Source organism: Georgenia sp. TF02-10, assembly GCF_022759505.1.
GTDB lineage: Bacteria > Actinomycetota > Actinomycetes > Actinomycetales > Actinomycetaceae > TF02-10.
In genome coordinates this window covers 3,596,902-3,618,437 of record NZ_CP094289.1, presented here as the reverse complement: position 1 = coordinate 3,618,437, position 21,536 = coordinate 3,596,902, and the positions used below count along the sequence as shown (strand labels likewise).

Here is a 21,536-nt window from a genome sequence, read left to right as displayed (position 1 = left end):
GCCCGGCCGGCGGTGGCCGGGCCGGTGACCGTCCGCCAGGCCCGGCCGGCCGACGTGCGGGCGATCTTCGACCTGGTCCAGCCCTACGTCGCCGAGCGCATCCTCATCGACAAGGAGCTCATCAGCTACTTCGAGGCGGTCCAGGAGTTCGTGGTCGCCGAGGAGGACGGCCGGGTGATCGGCTGCGGCGCGCTGCACGTGCTGTGGGACGACATCGCCGAGGTCCGCACCCTCGCGGTGGACCGCGCCGCCACCGGCCGCGGCCTGGGCGCCCGGCTGCTCGCCGAGCTCGTCGACCGGGCCCGGGCGCTCGGCCTGCGCCGGGTCTTCTGCCTCACCTTCGAGGTCGCCTTCTTCCGCCGGCACGGCTTCCGGCCCATCGAGGGCACCCCGGTGGGCACCGACGTCTACGCCCAGATGCTCCGCTCGCACGACGACGGCGTGGCCGAGTTCCTCGACCTCGCCCGGGTCAAGCCGAACACCCTGGGCAACACCCGGATGCTGCTGGAGCTCTGAGCACTGAGGCTCGCGGCCGGGCCGGGGCCACGGCCAGGGCCGCCGTCGTCGGGGGTGTCCTCCGGGCCGCTCGTCGCTCGCCGTCGGGGCTCAGCGCTGGAGCAGGTGCAGCACGACGGCGGCCTGCCCGCTGACCAGCGCGCAGGCGACCACCGCCACGGCGGCCGAGGGGCGCGCCACCAGCCAGCCGACGACCCCGGCCACCAGGAGCACGACCAGCACCGTGCGCAGCACCCGCAGGAGCCGCCGCACGCCCGCGGTCACGGCCGCCGGCGGGGCCCCGGCCAGCACCCGGCGCAGCCCGGCCCAGGCCCCCGCGGCGGCGACCAGGGCGAGGAGCTGGCCGGTGGCGAGCAGGCTCAGCCCGGGCCACCGGGTGGCGGAGCCGGTGGTCAGGACGGTGAGGGCGAGGCCGAGGACGCCCAGCGCCAGGCAGGTCCCGGCGCAGACGAGCAGCGTGGTGCGGAGCGCGCGGACGGCGCGCTCGGCCCGGTCCCCGCCCGGCGGGCCGGCCGTGCCCGGCAGGCCAGGTGCGCCCGCGGGACCGGGCGCGTCCGACGGGTCGGACGGGGCGCCCGGTGGGCCGGCCGTCGGGTCCTCGTCCACCCCGGCAGGGTAGCTCCCCCCGCGGCGCGGGCGGCGGGAGGAGCAACAGCTCCACGCCCGGCCGGCCCTCACGGCGGTCAGGGCAGCCGGTAGGCATCACCCGCCGGGCCGGGACCGACGGCGACCAAGCCGTCGGCCAGCAGCCCGGCCAGGGCGCGGGCGGGCCGGGTGGGGTCGACGAGGTCTGCCGGGCCGCCGTCGCCGTCGCCGGCACCGGCCGCCGCGCGCAGCAGGTCCGCTGCCGGCGTCCACGTCCCGTCCGGCCGCTCTCGGAGGTGGGCCAGGATCCGGCCGCGCGCCTGCCGGTCGGTGCCGGCGAAGGGCTGGGGGCGGCGACGGTCGGCGTGGGCGTCGGCCGGGCGGCCGGCCGCGAGCCAGGCGCACCGCGCCCGGAGCGGGCAGGTCGCGCACCGCGGCGTGCGGGCCAGGCAGACCAGGGCGCCGAGCTCCATCAGCCCGACGTTCCAGGTCACGGCCGCCCCGGCCGACGCCGGCAGGCACGCCGTGGCCCGGGCCTGCTCGGCCCGGCCGAGGTGCGGCGGCGGCAGGGCCTGGCCGGCCACGGCCCGGGCGAGCACCCGGCGCACGTTGGTGTCGAGCACCGCGGTGCGCCGCCCGTGCGCGAACGCGGCCACCGCGGCGGCGGTGTAGGCCCCGACCCCGGGCAGCGCACGGAGCTCCTCCTCCGCGGCCGGCACCTGCCCGCCGTGCCGCGCCACGATCGCCGTCGCGCACTCCAGCAGCCGCAGGGCCCGGCGGGGGTAGCCCAGCCGGTCCCAGACCCGCAGGACCTCGGCGGGCCGGGCCGCCGCCTGCGCGGCGGGGGTCGGCCAGCGGCGGACCCACTCCTGCCACACCGGCAGCACCCGGGCGACCGGGGTCTGCTGGAGCATGACCTCGCTGACCAGCACCGCCCACGGGCTGGTGCCCGGCCGGCGCCACGGGAGGTCACGGGCGTTGTCCCGGTACCAGGTGGTGACGGCCGCGTGCAGGGCGGGCAGGTCCGGCGGTGCTGGCGGCTCGGTCACCCGCCCAGTGTGCCGCGGCCGGCCCCGCTGGCGTCGGCGTGGGTACCCGCCACGGCGGGTCGGGCGTCGTAGGTTCGGGGCGTGGGCAGCCAGACGACGTCGCGCCGGTCGGGACGGCCGGGCGAGACCGCGCCGCGGACCGGCCGGTCCGCCCGGCCCGGCAGCTCCCGGGCCGCCGGCCCCGGGCGGGCTCCCGCGCGCCCCCAGCCCAGACGGGGCGGGCGGAGCGGGGGCCGGACGAGCGGGCGCCGGCCGGGCCCGGCGACCGCCTCACGGGCGAACCGGACCCGGCCGAGCCGGGCCGTCATCCGCCGGCGACGCATCGTCGCCCTGGTCGTGCTCCTCGCCGTCCTCGGGCTCGCCGCGTGGGGCGTCACGGCGGCCGTGCGGGCCCTGGTCGGCGGGCTGGGGCCGGCGGCGGCGGCCGGCCCGGACGCCGGTGGTGGGGCAGCGGAGGACGGTCCGGCCGGAAGCAGTGCGGACACCGGGCCGGGCGCCGTCGAGGAGGGCGAGGCGGGCGACGAGGGCGGCTCCGGCCCGGCTGCCGAGCCGGTGGAGTGCACGGACCTGACGGCCGACCTCAGCGCCACCACCGGCACGCCGGTGCGGTTCACCGTGCGCCTCGGCAACGACGGCACGGCCGCCTGCCTGACCGACGCCGGCCGGTCCGCCCTGGTCCTGACCGTGCACTCCGGGGAGGACCGGGTCTGGTCCTCCGACGACTGCCGGGCCGAGCCGGCCGAGCGGCCGCTGCTGATCGACGCCGGGGACCACGCCGAGGAGACGCTCACCTGGGACGGCGGGCGCTCGCGGCCTGGTTGCGGCTCGGCGGCCGGCGTCGCGGGCGCGGGGACCTATCGCGTCTCGGCCACCCTGGACGGGCGTCGGCTCGACGGCGCCGAGTCCACCTTCACCCTCGGCGGCTAGACCCTCCGGCGGTCGCCGACGATTTGCGGTGACGAGCGGCGGTCACGCGAGCGGCAGCAGCCCGCGCTCGGCGAAGACCTTCTTCGCGGTGAACGTCGCGTTCAGGGCGCGCGGGAACCCGCAGTACACCGCGGAGTGCAGGAAGGCCTCGATGATCTGCTGGGGAGTCAGCCCGACGTTGAGCGCCGCGTTGATGTGGACCTCCAGCTGTGGCTCGCAGCCGCCGAGCGCCGTCAGCATCCCGAGCGTCACGAGCTGCCGGTCCCGCGGGGCGAGCTCGGGACGGGAGTAGATCTCGCCGAACCCCCAGGCCACGACCTGGTGCCCGAGCTCCGGCGCCACGTCCGCGAGCGCGTCGATGACGTTCGCTCCCGCCGTGCCGTCGATCACGTCGAGCACTGTCCGGCCGCGGTCGTAGCGGTCCGCGCGCGTCGTGGGTTCACCCATGGGTCTTTGCTCCTTCAGTCCCGTCGTCGTGCACGTCCAGGTCGGCGAGGTCGTGGCGGTAGGTCGCGATCTTGGCGTCGAGCGCCTCCTCGTGCGTGCGGAGCAGCGCGACGTGCTCCCGCAGCTCGGCCCGGTGCGCTTCCAGCAGCGCCAGGCGCGCCCGGATCGTCGGTGTGCCTGCTGCACGCAGCTCGGCGTAGTCGCGCATCCGGGCGATCGGCATCCCGGTCTCGCGCAGCCGCAGCAGGAACCGCAGCCACTCGACGTCGGCCCCCGAGTAGCGGCGCTGGTTCCCCGAGGTCCGCGCGACCGGCCGGATCAGCCCGGCCCGCTCGTAGTAGCGAAGCGTGTGCGCGGGCACCCCGGTCGCAGCCACCATCTGCGCGACCGTCAGCCCCGGTCTCTCGGCTTCTTCCGTCACGCCAGGCAGGCTAGAAGCTCGAGCGCGCTCCAGGTCAAGCCCCCGGCGGCCAGGCCCTCGTTGCCCGTCGGCTGGACCTTCGCCCTGGTACGCCGAGCGCCGGGAGCGCGGCCCCGGCAGGCCTCAGGCGAACCGCTCCAAGATCGAGGACTCGGCCAGCCGGGACAGGCCCTCACGGATGGACCGGGCGCGGTGCGGGCCCACGCCGTCGATCCGCTGGAGCTCCTCGGTGGAGGCGGCCAGCATGGTCTGCAGGCTGCCGAAGTGCGCGGCGATCGCCTCGGCGATCGGCGCGGGCAGCCGGGGCACCTTGGCCAGCACGCGGTAGCCGCGGGGGGTGAGGGCGTCGTCGAGCGCGTCCCCGTCCGGGCCGCCGATGCCGAGCACCCGGGCGATGGTGGGCATGTCGATGAGCTCGGCCGAGGTGAGCGCGCCGAGCTCGTCGAGCACCTCCCGCGGCCGGGCGCCGCGGCGCTCGCCGAGGTAGTCCCGCACCACCAGGGTCCGGTCGGGGTCCAGGCCGAGCACGAGCTCCTCGAGCTGGAGGGAGAGCAGCCGCCCGTCGGTGCCGAGCTCGGTGACGTACCCGCCGACCTCGTCGGAGATCCGGGCCACCATCTCCAGCCGCTGGACCACGGTGACCACGTCCCGGACGGTGACCAGGTCCTCGATCTCCAGCGCGGACAGCGTGCCGGAGACCTCGTCCAGCCGGGCCTTGTACCGCTCGAGGGTGGCCAGCGCCTGGTTCGCCCGGGACAGGATGACGTCGGAGTCCTCCACCACGTGCCGCTGGCCGTCGGCGTACAGGGCCACCGTCCGCATCGACTGGCTCACCGAGATCACCGGGTAGCCGCTCTGCTTGGCGACGCGCTCGGCGGTGCGGTGCCGCATCCCGGACTCGGAGGTCTCGATCCGGGCGTCCGGCAGGAGCTGGACGTTCGCCCGGCGGATGCGGCGGCCCGGGTAGTCGACGACGACGGCGCCGTCCATCTTGGCCAGCTCGCGCAGCCGGGTCGCGGAGAACTCCACGTCGAGCTCGAAGCCGCCGGAGGACATCTCCTCGACCCGCTCGTCGTAGCCGAGGACGACGATCGCGCCGGTGCGTCCGCGCAGGATGCGCTCCAGGCCGTCCCGGAGCTCGGTGCCGGGCGCGATGGCCCGCAGGATGGTGCGGAGCGAGTCGTGCACGGGACCCCTCGGTCGGCGGAGCGGAGCGACCCTCCCGCTCCGCGCCCCCATGGTAGGTGCGGCGCCGCCCGCGGCGGGATGCTCCCCTCGTGTGGGTGCGGTCACGATCCGGTCACGACGGCGGCCGGGGCCAGGGCCGGCCCGGCCGCCAGCGCCTGGCTCAGGTGGGCGACCGGGTGCACCGTGAGCCCGGGCACGGGGCGCAGGTCGCCGGCGCCCTGGGCGGGCACGAGGGCGTGGCGGAAGCCGAGCCGGGCGGCCTCGGCCAGCCGGCGCTGGACGCCGACGGCGGCCCGGACCTCCCCGGTCAGCCCCACCTCGCCGACGGCGACCACCTCCGCGGCGAGCTCGCGGCCGGCGGCGGCGGAGGAGACGGCCAGGGCGACGGCGAGGTCGACCGCCGGCTCGACGGCCCGCGCGCCGCCCACCGTCGAGGCGTAGACGTCCATGCCGGCCAGCCGTGTGCCGAGGCGGGCCTGCAGGACGGCCAGGGTCATCGCGACCCGGGCGCCGTCCAGGCCGGCGGTCGCCCGGCGCGGGGCGGGCAGGGTGGTGGCCGCGACCAGCGCCTGGATCTCCACCGGCATCGGGCGGCGGCCCTCCAGCGTGATGGTCACGCAGGTCCCCGGCGCGGCGGAGCGGGCGCCGGAGAGGAACAGGCCCGAGGGGTCGGCCAGGCCGACGATGCCGGTCTCGCCCAGGTCGAAGCAGCCCACCTCGTCGGTGGGGCCGTAGCGGTTCTTCACCGCGCGCACCATCCGCAGCCGGGAGTGCCGGTCCCCCTCGAAGTGGCACACGACGTCGACGAGGTGCTCGAGCACCCGGGGTCCGGCGATGCCGCCGTCCTTGGTCACGTGCCCGACGAGGAGCACCGGGATGCCCCGGGTCTTGGCGACCTGGATGAGGGCCTGGGCGACCGCCCGGACCTGGCTGACCCCGCCGACGCCGCCGTCGACCGCGGCGTCGGCGATGGTCTGCACGGAGTCCACCACGAGCAGGGCCGGCGCGGTGGCCTCGACGTGCCCGAGCACGGTGGCCAGGTCCGTCTCGGCGGCCAGCAGCAGCCGGGGGTGCAGGGCGCCGATCCGCTCGGCCCGCAGCCGCACCTGCCCGGCGGACTCCTCGCCGGTGACGTAGAGGACCGGGCGGTCGGCGCTCGCCGCCGCGGTGGCCGCCACGTCCAGCAGCAGGGTGGACTTCCCCACCCCGGGCTCCCCGGCCAGCAGGACGACGGCGCCCGGCACGATGCCGCCGCCGAGGACCCGGTCCAGCTCTCCCACGCCGGTGCTGCGGGCCCGGGCCGCCGCCAGGTCCACCTCGGCGACCGGCCGGGCCGGGCTGGCGGGGGCGAGGGCGACGGCGGCGCGCGCCGGCGCCGCCGCGGTCCCGGTCTCCTCGACCGAGCCCCACGCCTGGCACTCCGCGCACCGGCCCACCCACTTGGTGGCGGTCCACCCGCACTCGGTGCAGCGGAAGGCGGGGCGGGCGGTCTTCGTCGCGGCTGGGCTCACCCGGCCAACGTAGCGACGGGGGCCGACACGCCCCCGGCACGCACGTGGATACGCTGGCTCCGCTCGGTGGCCGGAGGAGGGTCGGTGATGGGACCTGACCCCGTCCGGCGCGCCCGCCCGCCGTCGATGGCCGACGTCGCCGCCGTCGCCGGCGTCTCCCACCAGACCGTCTCCCGCGTGCTCAACAACCCCGAGCTCGTCCGGCCGGACACCCGGGAGCGGGTGACGGAGGCGATGCGGCGCCTGGGGTACCGCCGCAACCTGGCCGCCCGGGCCCTGGTCACCCGCCGCACCGGGCTCATCGGCGTCGTCAACCCCGGGGACAGCCGCTTCGGCCCGAGCAGCATGACGATCGCGGCCGAGGAGGCGGCCCGCGCGGCCGGCTACGCCACCACGCTGGCCATCATGCGGGACGGTCAGGCGGCAGACGCGACGCTGGAGCACTTCCGCCAGCTCCGGGTCGACGGCGTGGTCGTCGTCGCCCCGGTCACGGAGGTCGCGGCCGGGGCCAAAGAGCTGTCCCAGGAGCTACCGGTCGTCCTCGTCGCCGCCGGACTCACCGGGACCTCCGCCTTCCGCGTGGTGACCGTGGACCAGGCGGCGGGCGCCCGGATGGCCACCCGCCACCTCCTCGAGCACGGGCACACCGAGATCGTCCACGTCGCCGGTCCGTCCAGCTGGTACGACGCCCGCGCCCGGATGGTCGGCTACCGCGCGGAGATGCACGCGGCCGGCCTCGAGGTGCCGCCGCTGGTCAGCGGCGGCTGGGACCCCGCGGACGGCCACCGGGTGGCACGCCAGCTGCTCGCCGACGGCCGGCCCCCGCGCGCCATCTTCGCCGCCAACGACCTGATGGCGCTCGGGATCCTCCGGGCGCTGCACGAGGCAGGCGTCCGGGTGCCCGAGGATGTCTCCGTCGTCGGCTTCGACGACATCAGCGGCGCCGCCTACTACGAGCCACCGCTGACCACTGTGCGGCAACCGTTCGCCGACGTCGGCCGCGAAGCCATCGCCGTCCTGCTCGGGATGATCGCCGGGACGGAGACGTCCGACGCGATGCTCCTGCCCCGGCTGGTGCCGCGAGCGTCGGTGGCCCCCCCAGGCTGACTGGCGGCCGTGCCCTCGGACGTTCCGGCCGGCTGATCGATGGGTCACACTCCACCGCCTGCTTCACCTGGCATTCCTTCGGCTGCTTGACGCCACCAGTGTGAGCGCTAACATTCCGTCTAACGCCCTCGCACCGGGCGCGAAGGTGCCAACGAAGCCTGCCGAGTGGCAAGGGAGCCGGATCCAATGGTCGATGTCGATGCCAGCAAGGCCCTCGTGGTGGGGGTGGACTTCGGGACGTTGTCGGGCCGGGCCGTGGTGGTCCGGGTGGCCGACGGCGCGGAGCTGGGCAGCGCGGTGCACGAGTACCCGCACGCCGTGATGGACCGGGAGCTGACCGCGGACGCCGGCCAGCCGCTGCCGCCGGACTGGGCGCTGCAGGCGCCCGGGGACTACGTCGAGGTGCTCCAGCACGCGGTCCCGGCGGCCCTGGCCGCGGCCGGCGCCAACCCGGCGGACGTGATCGGCATCGGCACCGACTTCACCGCCTGCACCATGGTGCCCACGACCGCCGACGGCACCCCGCTGTGCGAGCTGGACCGGTTCCGCGCCCGGCCGCACGCCTACGTCAAGCTCTGGAAGCACCACGCCGCGCAGGGCCAGGCGGACCGGATCAACGCCCTGGCCCGCGAGCGCGGGGAGAGGTGGCTCGGCCGGTACGGCGGGTTCATCTCCTCGGAGTGGGAGTTCGCCAAGGGCCTGCAGATCCTCGAGGAGGACCCCGAGGTCTACGCCGCCATGGACCACTGGGTCGAGGCCGCGGACTGGATCGTCTGGCAGCTGACCGGCCGGTACGTGCGCAACGCCTGCACGGCCGGGTACAAGGGCATCTACCAGGACGGGCAGTACCCGGACGAGGAGTTCCTGGCCGCGCTCAACCCCGCCTTCGCCGGCTTCGTCACCGACAAGGTCGCCCACGAGATCGGCCAGCTCGGCCACCAGGCCGGCACGCTCACCGCCGAGGCGGCCGGCTGGACCGGGCTGCCCGAGGGCATCGCGGTCGCCGTCGGCAACGTCGACGCCCACGTCACCGCCCCGGCCGCGAACGCCGTCGACCCCGGCCAGATGGTGGCGATCATGGGCACCTCGACCTGCCACGTGATGAACGGCAGCGACGTCGTGGAGGTCCCCGGCATGTGCGGGGTGGTCCGCGGTGGGATCGTCGAGGGGTACTGGGGGTACGAGGCCGGCCAGTCCGGCGTCGGGGACATCTTCGCCTGGTACGTGGCCAACCAGGTGCCCGGGGAGTACACCGCGGAGGCGGAGCGGCGCGGCATCGGCCCGCACGAGCTGCTGACCGAGAAGGCGGCCGCGCAGGAGGTCGGCGAGCACGGCCTGGTGGCGCTGGACTGGCACTCGGGCAACCGGTCGGTGCTGGTGGACCACGAGCTCTCCGGCCTGGTGGTCGGGCTGACCCTGGCCACCCGCCCGGAGGACGTCTACCGGGCGCTGCTGGAGGCCACCGCGTTCGGCACCCGCACCATCGTGGAGGCGTTCAACGCCGCCGGGGTGCCGGTGACCGAGCTCGTGGTGGCCGGCGGGCTGCTGAAGAACACGTTCCTCATGCAGCTCTACGCCGACGTCACCCGACTGCCGCTGTCCACCATCGTCTCCAGCCAGGGCCCGGCACTGGGCTCGGCCATCCACGCCGCCGTCGCCGCCGGCGCCTACCGGGACGTGCGCGCCGCCGCCCGGGCGATGGGCCGGCGCACGGTCGCCGCGTACACCCCGGACGAGGACGCCGCGCTGCGCTACGACGCCCTGTACGCCGAGTACACCCGGCTGCACGACCACTTCGGCCGCGGCGGCAACGACGTGATGCGCCGCCTGCGGCGGATCCGCCGGGAGGCGCTGGCGGCCCGGGCCGGGGCCGACCGGGGCGCGGCCGGTAGCGGCGCGGCCACCGGCCGGGCCGCCGACGAGGTCGAGCGCGCCACCGAGGCCGTCCGATGACCGCGGCGCTGGCCGAGCTGGCCCCGGGCACCCAGGCCGCGGTCCAGGCCTGCCGCGAGCGGGTGGCCGCCCTGCATGCCGAGCTCCCCCGCAACGAGCTGGTGGTCTGGACCGCCGGCAACGTCTCGGAGCGGGTCCCGGGCACCGACCTGTTCGTCATCAAGCCCTCCGGGGTCTCCTACGACGAGTTGACCGCGGCGGCCATGGTGGTCTGCGACCTGGACGGCACCAAGATCGACGACGGCACCCCGACGTCCCTCCAGCCCTCCTCCGACACCGCCGCCCACGCCTACGTCTACCGGCACATGAGCGAGGTGGGTGGGGTGGTGCACACCCACTCCACCTATGCCACCGCGTGGGCCGCCCGCGCCGAGCCCATCCCGTGCGTGCTGACGATGATGGCCGACGAGTTCGGCGGCGACATCCCGGTCGGGCCGTTCGCGCTCATCGGGGACGACTCCATCGGCCGCGGCATCGTCGAGACGCTCCGGGAGTCCCGCTCCCCGGCCGTGCTGATGGCCAGCCACGGCCCGTTCACCGTCGGCCCGGACGCCCGGGCGGCGGTCAAGGCGGCGGTGCTGTGCGAGGAGGTCGCCCGCACCGTGCACATCGCCCGCCAGCTCGGCACGCCGACCCGCCTGGCGCAGGCGGACATCGACCGCCTCTACGACCGCTACCAGAACGTCTACGGCCAGCCCCAGGAGGAGCAGCAGTGATGGAGAACCCGTACCTGGGCAAGGAGGTCTGGTTCCTGACCGGGTCCCAGGACCTCTACGGCGAGGAGACCCTGCGCCAGGTCGCCGAGCAGTCCCAGCAGGTCGCCGCCACCCTCGACGCCGCCGAGGACGTCCCGGTGCCCGTGGTGTGGAAGCCGGTGCTGAAGGACCGCGCCGCCATCCGCCGGGCCGCGCTGGCCGCCAACGCCGACGACAGGTGCCTGGGGGTGGTCGTGTGGATGCACACCTTCTCCCCGGCGAAGATGTGGATCCAGGGCCTGGACGCCCTGACCAAGCCGATGCTCCACCTGCACACCCAGGCCAACGTGGTGCTGCCCTGGGCAGACCTGGACATGGACTTCATGAACCTGAACCAGGCCGCGCACGGGGACCGGGAGTTCGGCTACCTCGCCGCCCGGCTCGGCGCCCGCCGCAAGACCGTCGTCGGGCACGCCGCCGCCCCGCCGGTCCAGGCCAAGGTCGGCACCTGGGTGCGGGCCGCCGCCGGCTGGGACGCCATGCGGCACCTGCGCCTGGCCCGGTTCGGGGACAACATGCGCGGCGTCGCGGTCACCGAGGGCGACAAGACCGAGGCCGAGCTGGCCCTGGGCGTGGCCGTGGACACCTGGGGCGTCAACGATTTCGTCGCGGCGGTCGAGGCCGCGGACGACGCCGACGTCGACGCCCTGGTCGCGGAGTACGACGAGGCCTACGACGTCGCGCCCGAGCTCGGCCCGGGCGGGGAGCGCCGGGAGTCGCTGCGCTACGGCGCCCGCCTCGAGCTCGGCCTGCGGTCCTTCCTGCAGGACGGCGGCTTCGGCGCGTTCACCACGAACTTCGAGGACCTCGGCGCCCTGCGCCAGCTGCCCGGCCTGGCCGTGCAGCGGCTGATGGCCGACGGGTACGGCTTCGGCGCCGAGGGCGACTGGAAGACCGCGGTCCTGGTCCGGGCGGCGAAGGTGATGGGCTACGGCCTGCCCGGCGGGGCGTCCCTCATGGAGGACTACACCTACGAGCTCACCCCGGGCAAGGAGAAGATCCTCGGCGCCCACATGCTCGAGGTCTGCCCCACCCTCACCGCCGAGAGGCCGCGGCTGGAGATCCACCCGCTGGGCATCGGCAACCGGGAGGACCCGGTCCGGCTGGTGTTCACCGCCGACCCCGGGCCCGGTATCGTCGTCTCCCTGGCCGACATGCGCGAGCGGTTCCGGCTGACCGCCAACGTCGTCGACCTGGTCCCCCCGGACGCCCCGCTGCCGAACCTGCCCGTCGCGCGCGCCGTGTGGCAGCCCCGGCCGGACCTGCCCACCTCCGCGGAGTGCTGGCTCACCGCCGGCGGCGCGCACCACACCGTGCTGTCCACCGCCGTCGGCCTGGAGGCCTTCGCGGACCTTGCCGAGATCGCCGGCATCGAGCTGGCCGTCATCGACGCGACCACCACCACCCGCGGCTTCGCCCAGGAGCTTCGCTGGAACCAGGCCTACTACCGCCTGGCGCAGGGCATGTAGGGCACGCCTCCCGCCGCAGGGCGAGTCCGGCCGCAACTCCCCCGGCCGCACCTCCCCGCCACCGCGCCCCGGCCGCCCGACGGGCGGCCGGGGCGCCGACGTAGGGTCGGCGTGCAACTGGAAGGAGCCCCCATGCCTCGTCAGGTCCTCACCGACGACCTCTTGAACCGCATCCGGTCCCGGGCCGCCGGCTACGACGCCGCCAACGAGTTCTTCACCGAGGACCTGGCCGACCTCGTCGACGCCGGGTACCTCACCGCCTTCGTCCCGGAGTCCTTCGGCGGCGCGGGCCTGAGCCTGGCCGAGATGGCGCGGGAGCAGATGCGCCTGGCCGGCGCCGCCCCCGCCACCGCCCTCGCCGTCAACATGCACCACGTGTGGGTCGGCGTCGCCCGGACCGTGCTCGCCGCCGGGGACCACTCCACCGACTTCGTCCTGACCGAGGCGGCCGCCGGCGAGCTCTTCGCCTTCGGGGTCTCCGAGGCCGGCAACGACCTGGTCCTCTTCGGCTCGGGCAGCGAGGCGCGGCCCGACGGCGCCGGCGGGTACTCCTTCTCCGGCACCAAGATCTTCACCTCGCTGTCCCCGGCCTGGACCCGGATGGGCACCTTCGGCACCGACAGCACCGGTACGGACGGGCCGCACAACGTCTGGGGCTTCATCCGCCGCGACGGCGGCGGGGTGCAGGTCAAGGACGACTGGGACGCGCTCGGCATGCGGGCCTCCCAGTCGTGCACCACCGTGCTCGACGGCGCCCATGCGCCGGCCGACCGGATCGTGCGCCGCATCCCGCCCGGCCCGACCACGGACCCCTTCATCTTCGGCATCTTCGCCAACTTCGAGATCCTGCTGGCCGCGGTCTACACCGGCGTGGCCCAGCGCGCCCTCGACGTCGCCGTCGCGACCGTGCAGTCCCGGAGGTCGATGAAGAACGCCGGCGCGCCCTACGCCCACGACCCGGACATCCGCTGGCGGCTGGCCGACGCCGCCATCGAGCTGGACGGCATCTACCCGCAGGTCGACGCGATCGCCCGGGACGTGGACGCCGGCGCGGACCGGGGGGCGCTGTGGCTGCCGCAGCTCTCGGCCGTGAAGTCTCGTGCCACCGAGACGGCCCTGCGGGTGGTGGAGAAGGCGATCCGGGTCTCCGGCGGCTCCGCCTACTTCAACCGCGCCGAGCTCTCCCGTCTGTACCGCGACGTCCTCGCCGGGCTCTTCCACCCCAGCGACGACGAGTCCGTGCACGGAGCCTGGGCCAACGCCCTGCTCGGCCCGGTGCCAGCGGGCTGAGTCGGTCATCATGGGCTGCCGTGTATCCCTAAGGCTCGGTGGTCGATCGACGTGGCGCGCGAAGGCGAGCACTCGTGCCCCTCGGCAAGGCAAACGTGGTCAGAGAGGGTACCGAGACCGTCGTCATGGTGCCGAACGAGCACGTCGGGGCCGACTACTACAAGAAGCTCCTGTATTGGAACGCGTGGGCCCACTACATCGACGGTGACAACCGCCTGCCGGACCAGAACGAGTTTTGGAATACCGCGACCGCGAACACCGAGTGGGGCGACGAGCAGGGCATCGGCTACCGCTCGTGGATCCACCACACGATCCTCGTGACGACGAACTTCACGATGATCGAGGACGCGATGGGCCTGCGCCCCCGCTCCGACGCGAAGATCGAGCTCGACCCGATCGACATCGACTGGCCGTACTTCACGGCCGACAACATCCGGTACCGCGACCGCGACCTCACGGTCGTGTGGGACGAGCCCGGCGACGGGGAGCGGCCCTACGGGGAGGGCGTCCCCGAGGGGTACTCGGTCTTCCTCGACGGGGACCTGGCCCTCACGGTCGACTCGCTCGGCCGCGTCGTCTTCGACCCCGCGACCGGAGAGGTCGAGGAAACCGGCGACGGCGTCACCGAGGTGTACTCCACGGCGCTCGACGTCCAGGCACCCGAGGAGGTCCGTTTCGACGACGAGGACCGAGTCGTCGACATCTTCGCCAAGGCAGGCCAGGGCATCACCACGGGCACCACGAACGTCCCGAACCTCGCCGAGGGGGCCGACGTCACGGCGACCTACACCCAGAACGCCTCCTACAGCAGCCCCGAGGCCGCGGTCAACGGCACCACCATCAACGAGCCCTTCTGGGGCACGCTGGGCTCGCCCAACGCCGAGGATTCCCTGACCATCGACCTCGGTGACGCCCAGGCCGTGGACGAGGTACGGCTGTACTTCTATCGGACGTCCTCGTCGGACAACCCGCAGGGTGGGCGGCTTGCCGGGACGCGCCCGGGCTACGCCGCGCCGTCGATGTACTCCGTGGAGTATCACGACGGCTCGGAGTGGCGAGCCGGGCCCGGCCAGGCCAAGACGCCGGTCTACCCGCGCGGCAACTACAACCTCGTGCAGTTCCCGGAGGGTCTCGACGAGTCAGCTGCGAGTCACCGTGACCCACGCGCCAGGCTTCCGTACGGGGATCAAGGAGGTCCAGGTCCGCCACACCGGTGCCGAGGCACCGGAGGTCAGCAACTAGGCGCCGAGCGTGCGGGCGGTCGTCGACCCCGACTATCGTCGTCCCAGTTCCGCACGCCTCATCGGCACCGTGCTCGACGACGGACTGCCCGATGGTGAACTCACCTCCGAGTGGACGGTCGTCTCGGCACCCGAGGGCGCTCCCCGCTCTTGGACGACCCGTCCTCGGCGACCACCGTGGTCCGGTTCGGCGCCGACGGTGAGTACCGGCTGCGGCTCACGGCCTCCGACGGCGAGCTGGAGAGCTCGGCCGAGGTCGTCGTCGATGGACGCGCACCCGCGACGGGCACGGCGAACGTCGCGCCCATAGCAACCCCGAGCGCGTCCTTCACGGCCAGCTGGAACGACGTCAACGCCGTGAACAACGGTGAGGGGCGCAACAGCGGCGGTGCGCAGACCGAGGTGTGGGGCACCTGGAGCGGGAACGCGCCGGCCACCCGCTGGCTGCAGTACAGCTGGGACACCCCGCAGCGCGTCTCGAGCGCGACGATGATGTTCTGGTTCGACAGCCCCCAAGGCTCGGGCAACGGGGTGGTGGTGCCCGACTCGTGGGTACTGGAGTACCGCGACCTCGCTACCGGCGAGTGGGCCGAGCTGCCTGGTGTCGGCGAGTACGGCACGAGTGCCGAGGGAAAGAACGAGGTGTCCTTCGGCGCGGTCTCCACCGACCAGCTCCGGGCGACGTTCCACGCGTCGGAGGGCAGCGGTCGGTACTCCGCCGTGGGTGTCGCCGAGTGGGAGGTCTTCGCCGACGCGCCGGAGTCGCTCGAGGAGTTGCACGTGCGCACCGACGTCAGTGTCGTCCCGGAGCTGCCCACGGAGGTCGCCGCGGTGTACGCCGACGGGAGCCGAGGCACGGTCGGCGTCACGTGGCCGGCGATCACGGAGGACCAGGTGGCGGCCGACGGATCCTTCACGGTCACCGGTATCGCGGACGGCACGCCACTGGTCCCGCAGGTCACGGTGTGGGTCCGGGCGACCCCGCCCGGTCAGATCAACACCATCGACCCGGTCGAGGTGACGACCCGGGCCGGGGTGGCGCCCCAGCTGCCGGCGACCGTCGTCGTCCAGTACAACGACGGCTCGCGGGAGATGCTGCCGGTCACCTGGTCACCGGTGGAGCCGCCGAGCTACGCCGAGTCGGGCACCTCCACGGTGGACGGCACCGTCGAGGAGGCAGGGACGACCGCCGCGGTGCCACCGTGACGGTCGTCGCGGGGGAGGACCTGACGGACCCGACTGACCCGCCGACCGACCCGAGTGAACCGACGGACCCGACGGACCTGACGGACCCGCCGACCGACCCGACGGACCCGACCACGGAGCCGGAGAGCGGCTCCGACGAGGACGCGGCGGTCGTGGACCCGGAAGTCGTGGACGAGTCAGCCCCCGGGGCGGAGGGTGACCTGGCGGGCACCGGTGCGAGCACGGCACCGCTGCTGGTGGCACTCGTCCTGGGCGTCGCCGGCGTCATGCTCGTGCTGCTCGCCCGGTGTCGGCAGCACCAGGCCTGAGACGCGTCACGTCTGACCCGGTTGCCCCATAGCCCCTCGTGGCTCACGGGGCAACCGGGTTACAGACTGTGGAGAGCGGACCGCCAGGACCCTGAGCTCATTGGGGAGAGTCGCGCCGAGCTGCTGACAGGCGTGGGAGTCCGTCGACGGTCTGACGGGACGAACGCCCTCGACGACACGGGGGCTGCTGCGGGACCACCGGAGCAGCCGGACTCACCTCTGGGCAGGGCCGAAATCCACTTCGGTACCGGCCAGCATCGGGCACCGTCGGCGACCCGTCCGCAACGTACGACACGCGAGACTTGACGCAGGTCCCTACGGCTGGCTATGGTTCCGGATAACGATTTCGGTACGTTTCGGCCTCGTGAGGAGGTCGCGCTTGCCGGTCCTGTCGTTCTGACAACTTCCGGCGGCCGGGCACGTTGTCAGCGCACTTCGATTTCAACGACGACTCGAGAAGGAATGAACATGGCTAGACACCACAGTTTCCGCACCGGCGCAGCAGTTCTGGCCGGGGGTCTACTTCTCGCGGGCCTCACCGCGTGCGGCAGCGACGACGAGGGCGAGGCGGGCGGCGATGCCGTTTCCATCCCCGCCGAGGGCACCGACGACGGCACCACGCTGACGATGTGGACACGCGCCCCCCTGGAGCGCCAGGCCATCAACGCGGTCGAGGCGTACAACGCCACGCACGAGAACCAGGTCGAGCTCGAGATCCTCCCGAACGACGACGTCGAGGGCAAGGTCGGAGCCGCTGCGCAGACCGACACCCTGCCCGACATCCTCGCCGGCGACGTCGTCCGCATCCCCTACTGGACCAACGAGGGCATCTTCCTCGACATCACCGAGCAGATCGACTCGCTCGCCAACCTCGACGACCTCCAGCAGGGCCACATCGACGCCGGCACCATCGAGGGCGGAAAGCACACCCTGCCGTTCGTCACCGACATCTCCGTCATGGTCTGGAACAAAGACTTGTACGAGCAGGCCGGCCTCGACCCGGAGCAGGGACCGCAGACCCTCGACGAGTTCGTCGAGCACGCGACCGCCGTGGCCGCGCTCGACCAGGAGGGTGTCGCGGGCAGCTACCTCGCGGGACAGTCCGGCGGCGCCCTGGTCTTCAAGCTGCTCCCGAGCATCTGGGCCAGCGGCGGCGAGCCGCTGAGCGCCGACGGCACGGAGGCGATGATGGCGAGCGACGAGGCGACGGCGGTCTACAGCGCCTACCGCCAGCTCGCCGAGATCGACAACGGCCTCGGTGCGGGCTCGCGCGACGAGACCGGTGCGACGTGGACCGCCCCCTTCCAGGAGGGCAACATCGGCGTCATGCCTTACCCCTTCACCGCGGTGACGGGGATGTTCGAGGACGGTCCCTTCGAGGTCGGCGTCGCGCCGATCCCGGGTGTGGACGGCGGCGGCTCGACGTTCCTCGGCGGTGACGCGATCGGCATCTCCCGCAGCTCCGAGAACGCCGCGCAGGCTTGGAACTTCATGGCCTGGCTCATGTCCGACGAGGCCCAGCAGACGGTCTTCGCCGACAACAACGACACGGCGGCCAACCTCACGGTCCTCGCCGAGGGCTACGCGGACGCCGACCCGCGCACCGCGATCGCCAACGCCACGGTCGCCGACGGCCGCACCCCGGTGGCCGTCAACTTCAACGAGGCGTTCAACGCCGCGGGCAGCCCCTGGCAGCTCCTCATCCAGGATGCGGTGTGGGGTGACGCGAGCACGATCGAGGCCCACAACGACGCCATCAACGCGATCCTCGCCCAGTAGTCGCCGCTGCCGGCCGGGGGCGCAGCAGCACCAGCCCCGGCCGGCAGCGCCGTCCCTCCCCGCCACCCAGGAAGGCATCATGGCTGCTGAAGTCGCTGCGACCGCGGTGCGTCGCGCCGTCCGCACGCCGTCACCACGAGGCCGCAAGGACGCCCTGCGCGGGTGGGCCTTCGTCGCGCCGACGGCGATCCTCGTCGTCGGACTCTTCATCGTCCCGATCGGACTCGTCGCGTTCATGTCCGGCTCCGACTGGAGCCTCATGGGCGGCAACCGCGGGAGCAACTTCCCCGACAACTTCACCAACGTCCTCGCCGACCCCCTGCTCGGGCAGTCGGTGAGCTTCACCCTCCGCTACACCCTGCTGACGACGCTGATCCTCATGCCGATCGCGTTCCTCCTCGCTCTCCTCGTGCAGGAGGCGCGCCGGTGGAACAACGTGCTGCGGACCGCGATCCTCGTGCCGTCCGCGCTCGGCATCGCCTCGTCGTCGCTGCTCTTCTATGCGCTCTACTCGCCCCAGGTCGGACCGCTCAACCCGATCCTCGACCAGCTCGGTCTCATGGACGTCAGGGAATCGATCCTCGGCACCGCGAACGGGGCGCTGTGGGCCACCGTCGTCCTCGTCGTGTGGCGGTTCGCCGGGTACTACATGATCCTCACGATGGTCGGCCTGCAGGCGATCCCGGGCGACATATACGAGGCCGCGAGCCTCGACGGCGCGAGCAAGGTCACCCAGCTGCGCAAGATCACCCTGCCGCTCCTGCGGCCCACCATTGCGATGACGATGATCCTGTCGATCACGGGCTCGCTGCTGGCCTTCGACCAGTTCTACATCCTGACCAAGGGTGGGCCGAACAACGAGACGATGACCATCGTCCTGCTCATCTACAAGTACGCCTTCGAGACGAAGAAGGACCTCGGCATGGCAGCGGCGCTGTCGGTGCTCGTCCTCGTCGCGCTCGTCGTCGTCAACCTGTTCCAGCTGCGCGCGCTGCGCGGGCGCGACAAGGACTGAGGAAGGCGATCATGACCACTACCTCCAGGCGCGTCGTATACTACGTACTCACCGGGCTTCTCGCCCTGACCTTCCTCCTGCCCATCGCCTGGGCAGTGGTGAACTCTGTGTCACCCAACCCGGCCACGTCGCAGGCCGACGGCTACGGCCTGGGCAACTACGCGGCGCTCGTCGGCTACGGCGAAGGACTGTGGACGTACCTGCGCAACTCCCTGATCATCTCGGTCGTGGCGGTGGGCACGGCCCTCGTGGTCGCGACCACCGGCGGGTACGGCTTCGCGCGGTTCTCCTTCCGCGGGAAGAACATCGTGTTCATGTCGGTGCTGGCGATCCTCATGGTCCCGTACGCCGCGCTCCTCATCCCGCTGTCCGTCTGGCTGGGGGAGATCGGGCTGCAGAACAGCCTCGTCGGTGTCGGGCTCGTGCTCGCCCTGTTCCAGCTGCCCTTCTCCACCTTTATGATGCGTAACGCCTTCGAGGCGGTTCCGCGCGAGCTCGAGGAGGCCGCGCTGCTCGACGGCTGCGGCACCTTCCGTGCGTTCTGGCGGATCATGATCCCCGCCGTGCGGGCGCCACTCGTGACGGTCGGCCTGTTCGTGTTCCTCATCGCGTGGAACGACTTCATGGTTCCGCTCTACCTGCTCGGAGCGGACAACGCTCCGCTCCCGCTGGCCATGGTCAACATGCGCCAGCAGGTGATGGGCGTAATCGACTACGGCCTGACGACGGCCGGGGTCGTGGTTCTTGCTATTCCGGCGGTGGTGCTCTTCCTCTCGCTGCAGAAGTACTACATCAAGGGATTCACATCAGGTGCAGTTAAGGGTTGATGGACTCATGACACAGACGACGGCGGCCCCGGTGCTGCCCACCGTGCCGACCGCGCTCACGCCGCTGGGGATCGACAGCGTGACGATCACCGACGGGTTCTGGGGGCAGCGGCAGGCCCTCAACGGCGACACGATGATCCCGCACTGCCTCCACTGGGAGACGCAGGCGGGCTGGCTCAACAACTTCGACGCCCTGCTCGCCGGGCGGGTCGCCAAGGAGCGGCAGGGACGGGAGTTTGCGGACTCGGACGTGTACAAGCTGCTCGAGGCCATGGCGTGGGAGATCGGGCGGACCGGCGATGAGTCGCTGCAGGCGACCCTCGACGACGTCGTCGCCCGCATCGCCGCGTGCCAGCAGCCCGACGGGTACCTCAACACCCGCTTCGACAACCCGGGTCAGGACGAGCGCTACACGGACTTCGAGTGGGGCCACGAGCTGTACAACGTCGGCCACCTCGTCCAGGCCGCGGTCGCTCGGCTGCGCACCGGGTTCGGGATGGAGGACCCGCTCGTCCGGGTCGCCCTGCGGGCCGCCGACCACGTGTGCCGGACCTTCGGCGCGGACGGGTTGCAGCGGGTGTGCGGGCACCCGGAGATCGAGGTTGCCCTCGTGGAGCTGTACCGGGCCACCGGGGAGGAGCGCTACCTCGAGCAGGCGCGGCTCTTCATCGAGCGGCGCGGTCACGGCACCCTCGCCGACATCGAGTTCGGGCGCTCGTACTTCCAGGACGACGTGCCTGTCCGCGACGCCGAGGTGCTGCGCGGGCACGCCGTCCGGGCCCTCTACCTCGCCGCGGCCGCCGTGGACGTCGGCGTCGAGGAGGGCGACACGGACCTCGTAGACGCGGTCGAGCAGCAGTACGCGCGGACCCTGGCGCGCCGGACCTACATCACCGGTGGGATGGGTTCCCACCACCAGGACGAGGCCTTCGGCGAGGACTATGAGCTGCCGCCGGACCGGGCGTACTGCGAGACCTGCGCCGGCATCGCGTCGGTGATGGTGGCGTGGCGCCTGCTCCTGGCCAAGGGCGACCTGGGGTATGCCGACGTCATCGAGCGCAGCCTCTACAACGTGGTGGCGACGAGCCCCGCGGAGGACGGCAAGGGGTTCTTCTACACGAACACGCTCCACCGGCGGGAGGCTGGGACGCCGCTGCCGCAGGACCGCATCCACCCGCGAGCCTCCGGTTCCGGCCGCGCCGCGTGGTTCGAGGTCTCCTGCTGCCCGACGAACGTCTCGCGCACCTTCGCCCAGCTGGCCTCGTACGTGGCGACCCGCACCGAGGACGGCCTGCAGCTCCTCCAGTTCGTCCCCGGCACCGTGAGCACGGAGCTGCCGGGCGGTCGCAGCGTGACGATCCGGGTCTCGACCGAGTACCCGCATGACGGCCGGGTGCGGATCGAGGTCCTGGACGCGCCCGCGGACGCGTGGGAGCTCACGGTCCGGGTCCCGGGCTGGGCCTCGGAAGCGACGGTGGACCTCGGAGACGGCGAGGGTCCGCGACCGGCGCAGGCCCCGGCGTTCGTGCACCGGGGCGTGATGGCCGCCGGGACGGTGATCGAGGTCGTCATCGCGATGGAGAGCCGATGGACCTACCCCGACCCGCGCGTCGATGCCGTTCGCGGCTGTGTCGCGGTCGAGCGCGGGCCGCTCGTCATGTGCGCGGAGTCGGTCGACCAGCCCGGAGGTGCCGACGTCGCCACGCTGCAGGTCGACACGACCGCGCCGCTGCGCGTGGAGGACGGGACCGTTGTCGTGACCGGGTGGACGGTCGAGATGCCCGAGAATGCGGGTTCTGCCTACAGTGCTGCGCCGGCAAAGCTGGAGCGCCACGGGCAGGACGTCCGCCTCACCCCCTACCATCGGTGGGGGAACCGTGGACCCAGCACGATGCGGATCTGGCTACCGATCGCCCAGGGCGACTGATCGATACCCACCACC

The 21,536-nt window shown here is 73.3% G+C and carries 21 protein-coding genes; 14 read left to right on the top strand and 7 right to left on the bottom strand.

The genetic code is table 11. The features are described from left to right. The first annotated feature begins 12 nt into the window (after positions 1-12). Positions 13-516, top strand: a complete 504-nt coding sequence (locus MF406_RS16500) for an amino-acid N-acetyltransferase (RefSeq protein WP_242897849.1) — start codon at positions 13-15, stop codon at positions 514-516. Positions 517-606: 90 nt separating this feature from the next. On the opposite strand, the gene MF406_RS16495 is transcribed toward MF406_RS16500, so the two are convergent. The 3 genes from MF406_RS16495 to MF406_RS16485 form a co-directional block, all read right to left on the bottom strand. Beyond that, the gene (locus MF406_RS16495; RefSeq protein ID WP_242895703.1) at positions 607-1,122 is read right to left on the bottom strand and encodes a hypothetical protein; all 516 of its coding nucleotides are present in this window, start codon (positions 1,120-1,122) and stop codon (positions 607-609) included. 77 nt (positions 1,123-1,199) lie between these two features. Then, on the bottom strand, positions 1,200-2,150 hold the full coding sequence (locus MF406_RS16490) for an A/G-specific adenine glycosylase (protein WP_242895702.1): 951 nt from the start codon (positions 2,148-2,150) through the stop codon (positions 1,200-1,202). After that, entirely contained in the window at positions 2,147-2,458 is a 312-nt protein-coding gene (locus MF406_RS16485; protein ID WP_242895701.1) for a hypothetical protein, read from the bottom strand. Before MF406_RS16485 ends, MF406_RS16490 begins: the two co-directional genes overlap by 4 nt. A 28-nt stretch (positions 2,459-2,486) precedes the next feature. Here MF406_RS16485 and MF406_RS16480 point away from each other — a divergent pair, with 28 nt between their 5' ends. Then, positions 2,487-3,077: a hypothetical protein gene (locus MF406_RS16480; RefSeq protein WP_242895700.1), complete on the top strand. Its 591-nt coding sequence runs from the start codon at positions 2,487-2,489 to the stop codon at positions 3,075-3,077. A gap of 42 nt (positions 3,078-3,119) precedes the next feature. Here the strand turns inward: MF406_RS16480 and MF406_RS16475 are convergent, their stop codons facing one another. The 4 genes from MF406_RS16475 to radA form a co-directional block, all read right to left on the bottom strand. After that, positions 3,120-3,524 carry a carboxymuconolactone decarboxylase family protein gene (locus MF406_RS16475; RefSeq protein WP_242895699.1) on the bottom strand — a complete coding sequence of 135 codons (405 nt, stop codon included), beginning with the start codon at positions 3,522-3,524 and terminating at the stop codon, positions 3,120-3,122. Continuing rightward, a complete protein-coding gene (locus MF406_RS16470; RefSeq protein ID WP_242895698.1) occupies positions 3,517-3,945 on the bottom strand; it encodes a MerR family transcriptional regulator in 429 nt (142 codons plus the stop codon). Before MF406_RS16470 ends, MF406_RS16475 begins: the two co-directional genes overlap by 8 nt. A 123-nt stretch (positions 3,946-4,068) precedes the next feature. Then, the gene (gene disA, locus MF406_RS16465; protein WP_371744675.1) at positions 4,069-5,184 is read right to left on the bottom strand and encodes a DNA integrity scanning diadenylate cyclase DisA; all 1,116 of its coding nucleotides are present in this window, start codon (positions 5,182-5,184) and stop codon (positions 4,069-4,071) included. Between the two features lie 50 nt (positions 5,185-5,234). Beyond that, positions 5,235-6,644, bottom strand: a complete 1,410-nt coding sequence (gene radA, locus MF406_RS16460) for a DNA repair protein RadA (RefSeq protein WP_242895696.1) — start codon at positions 6,642-6,644, stop codon at positions 5,235-5,237. A gap of 87 nt (positions 6,645-6,731) precedes the next feature. On the opposite strand from radA, the gene MF406_RS16455 reads away from it, so the two are divergent. The 12 genes from MF406_RS16455 to MF406_RS16400 all read left to right on the top strand — a co-directional run bounded on the left by MF406_RS16455 (position 6,732) and on the right by MF406_RS16400 (position 21,521). Then, positions 6,732-7,751 (top strand): LacI family DNA-binding transcriptional regulator, encoded by a 1,020-nt coding sequence (locus MF406_RS16455; protein ID WP_242895695.1) that lies wholly within the window; start codon positions 6,732-6,734, stop codon positions 7,749-7,751. A gap of 186 nt (positions 7,752-7,937) precedes the next feature. After that, positions 7,938-9,704: a ribulokinase gene (gene araB, locus MF406_RS16450; protein ID WP_242895694.1), complete on the top strand. Its 1,767-nt coding sequence runs from the start codon at positions 7,938-7,940 to the stop codon at positions 9,702-9,704. Next, positions 9,701-10,420 (top strand): L-ribulose-5-phosphate 4-epimerase, encoded by a 720-nt coding sequence (locus MF406_RS16445; RefSeq protein WP_242895693.1) that lies wholly within the window; start codon positions 9,701-9,703, stop codon positions 10,418-10,420. The genes araB and MF406_RS16445 overlap by 4 nt, the downstream gene beginning before the upstream one ends. Further along, on the top strand, positions 10,420-11,928 hold the full coding sequence (araA, locus tag MF406_RS16440; protein ID WP_242895692.1) for an L-arabinose isomerase: 1,509 nt from the start codon (positions 10,420-10,422) through the stop codon (positions 11,926-11,928). The genes MF406_RS16445 and araA overlap by 1 nt, the downstream gene beginning before the upstream one ends. 132 nt (positions 11,929-12,060) lie before the next feature. Then, positions 12,061-13,218, top strand: coding sequence for an acyl-CoA dehydrogenase family protein (locus MF406_RS16435; RefSeq protein WP_242895691.1), 1,158 nt, complete (start codon positions 12,061-12,063; stop codon positions 13,216-13,218). A gap of 74 nt (positions 13,219-13,292) precedes the next feature. After that, complete coding sequence (locus MF406_RS16430) at positions 13,293-14,558, top strand: discoidin domain-containing protein (RefSeq protein WP_242895690.1); 1,266 nt, start codon at positions 13,293-13,295, stop codon at positions 14,556-14,558. A gap of 51 nt (positions 14,559-14,609) precedes the next feature. Next, positions 14,610-15,665: an Ig-like domain-containing protein gene (locus tag MF406_RS16425; RefSeq protein WP_242895689.1), complete on the top strand. Its 1,056-nt coding sequence runs from the start codon at positions 14,610-14,612 to the stop codon at positions 15,663-15,665. Further along, positions 15,662-15,973, top strand: a complete 312-nt coding sequence (locus tag MF406_RS16420) for a hypothetical protein (RefSeq protein WP_242895688.1) — start codon at positions 15,662-15,664, stop codon at positions 15,971-15,973. Before MF406_RS16425 ends, MF406_RS16420 begins: the two co-directional genes overlap by 4 nt. Positions 15,974-16,441: 468 nt before the next feature. Further along, entirely contained in the window at positions 16,442-17,752 is a 1,311-nt protein-coding gene (locus tag MF406_RS16415; RefSeq protein ID WP_371744532.1) for a sugar ABC transporter substrate-binding protein, read from the top strand. Positions 17,753-17,831: 79 nt separating this feature from the next. Continuing rightward, positions 17,832-18,767, top strand: coding sequence for a carbohydrate ABC transporter permease (locus MF406_RS16410; RefSeq protein WP_242895686.1), 936 nt, complete (start codon positions 17,832-17,834; stop codon positions 18,765-18,767). Positions 18,768-18,778: 11 nt separating this feature from the next. After that, positions 18,779-19,594 (top strand): carbohydrate ABC transporter permease, encoded by an 816-nt coding sequence (locus tag MF406_RS16405; protein WP_242895685.1) that lies wholly within the window; start codon positions 18,779-18,781, stop codon positions 19,592-19,594. A 7-nt stretch (positions 19,595-19,601) separates the two neighbouring features. Next, positions 19,602-21,521, top strand: a complete 1,920-nt coding sequence (locus MF406_RS16400) for a glycoside hydrolase family 127 protein (protein WP_242895684.1) — start codon at positions 19,602-19,604, stop codon at positions 21,519-21,521. The last annotated feature ends 15 nt before the right edge of the window (positions 21,522-21,536 follow it).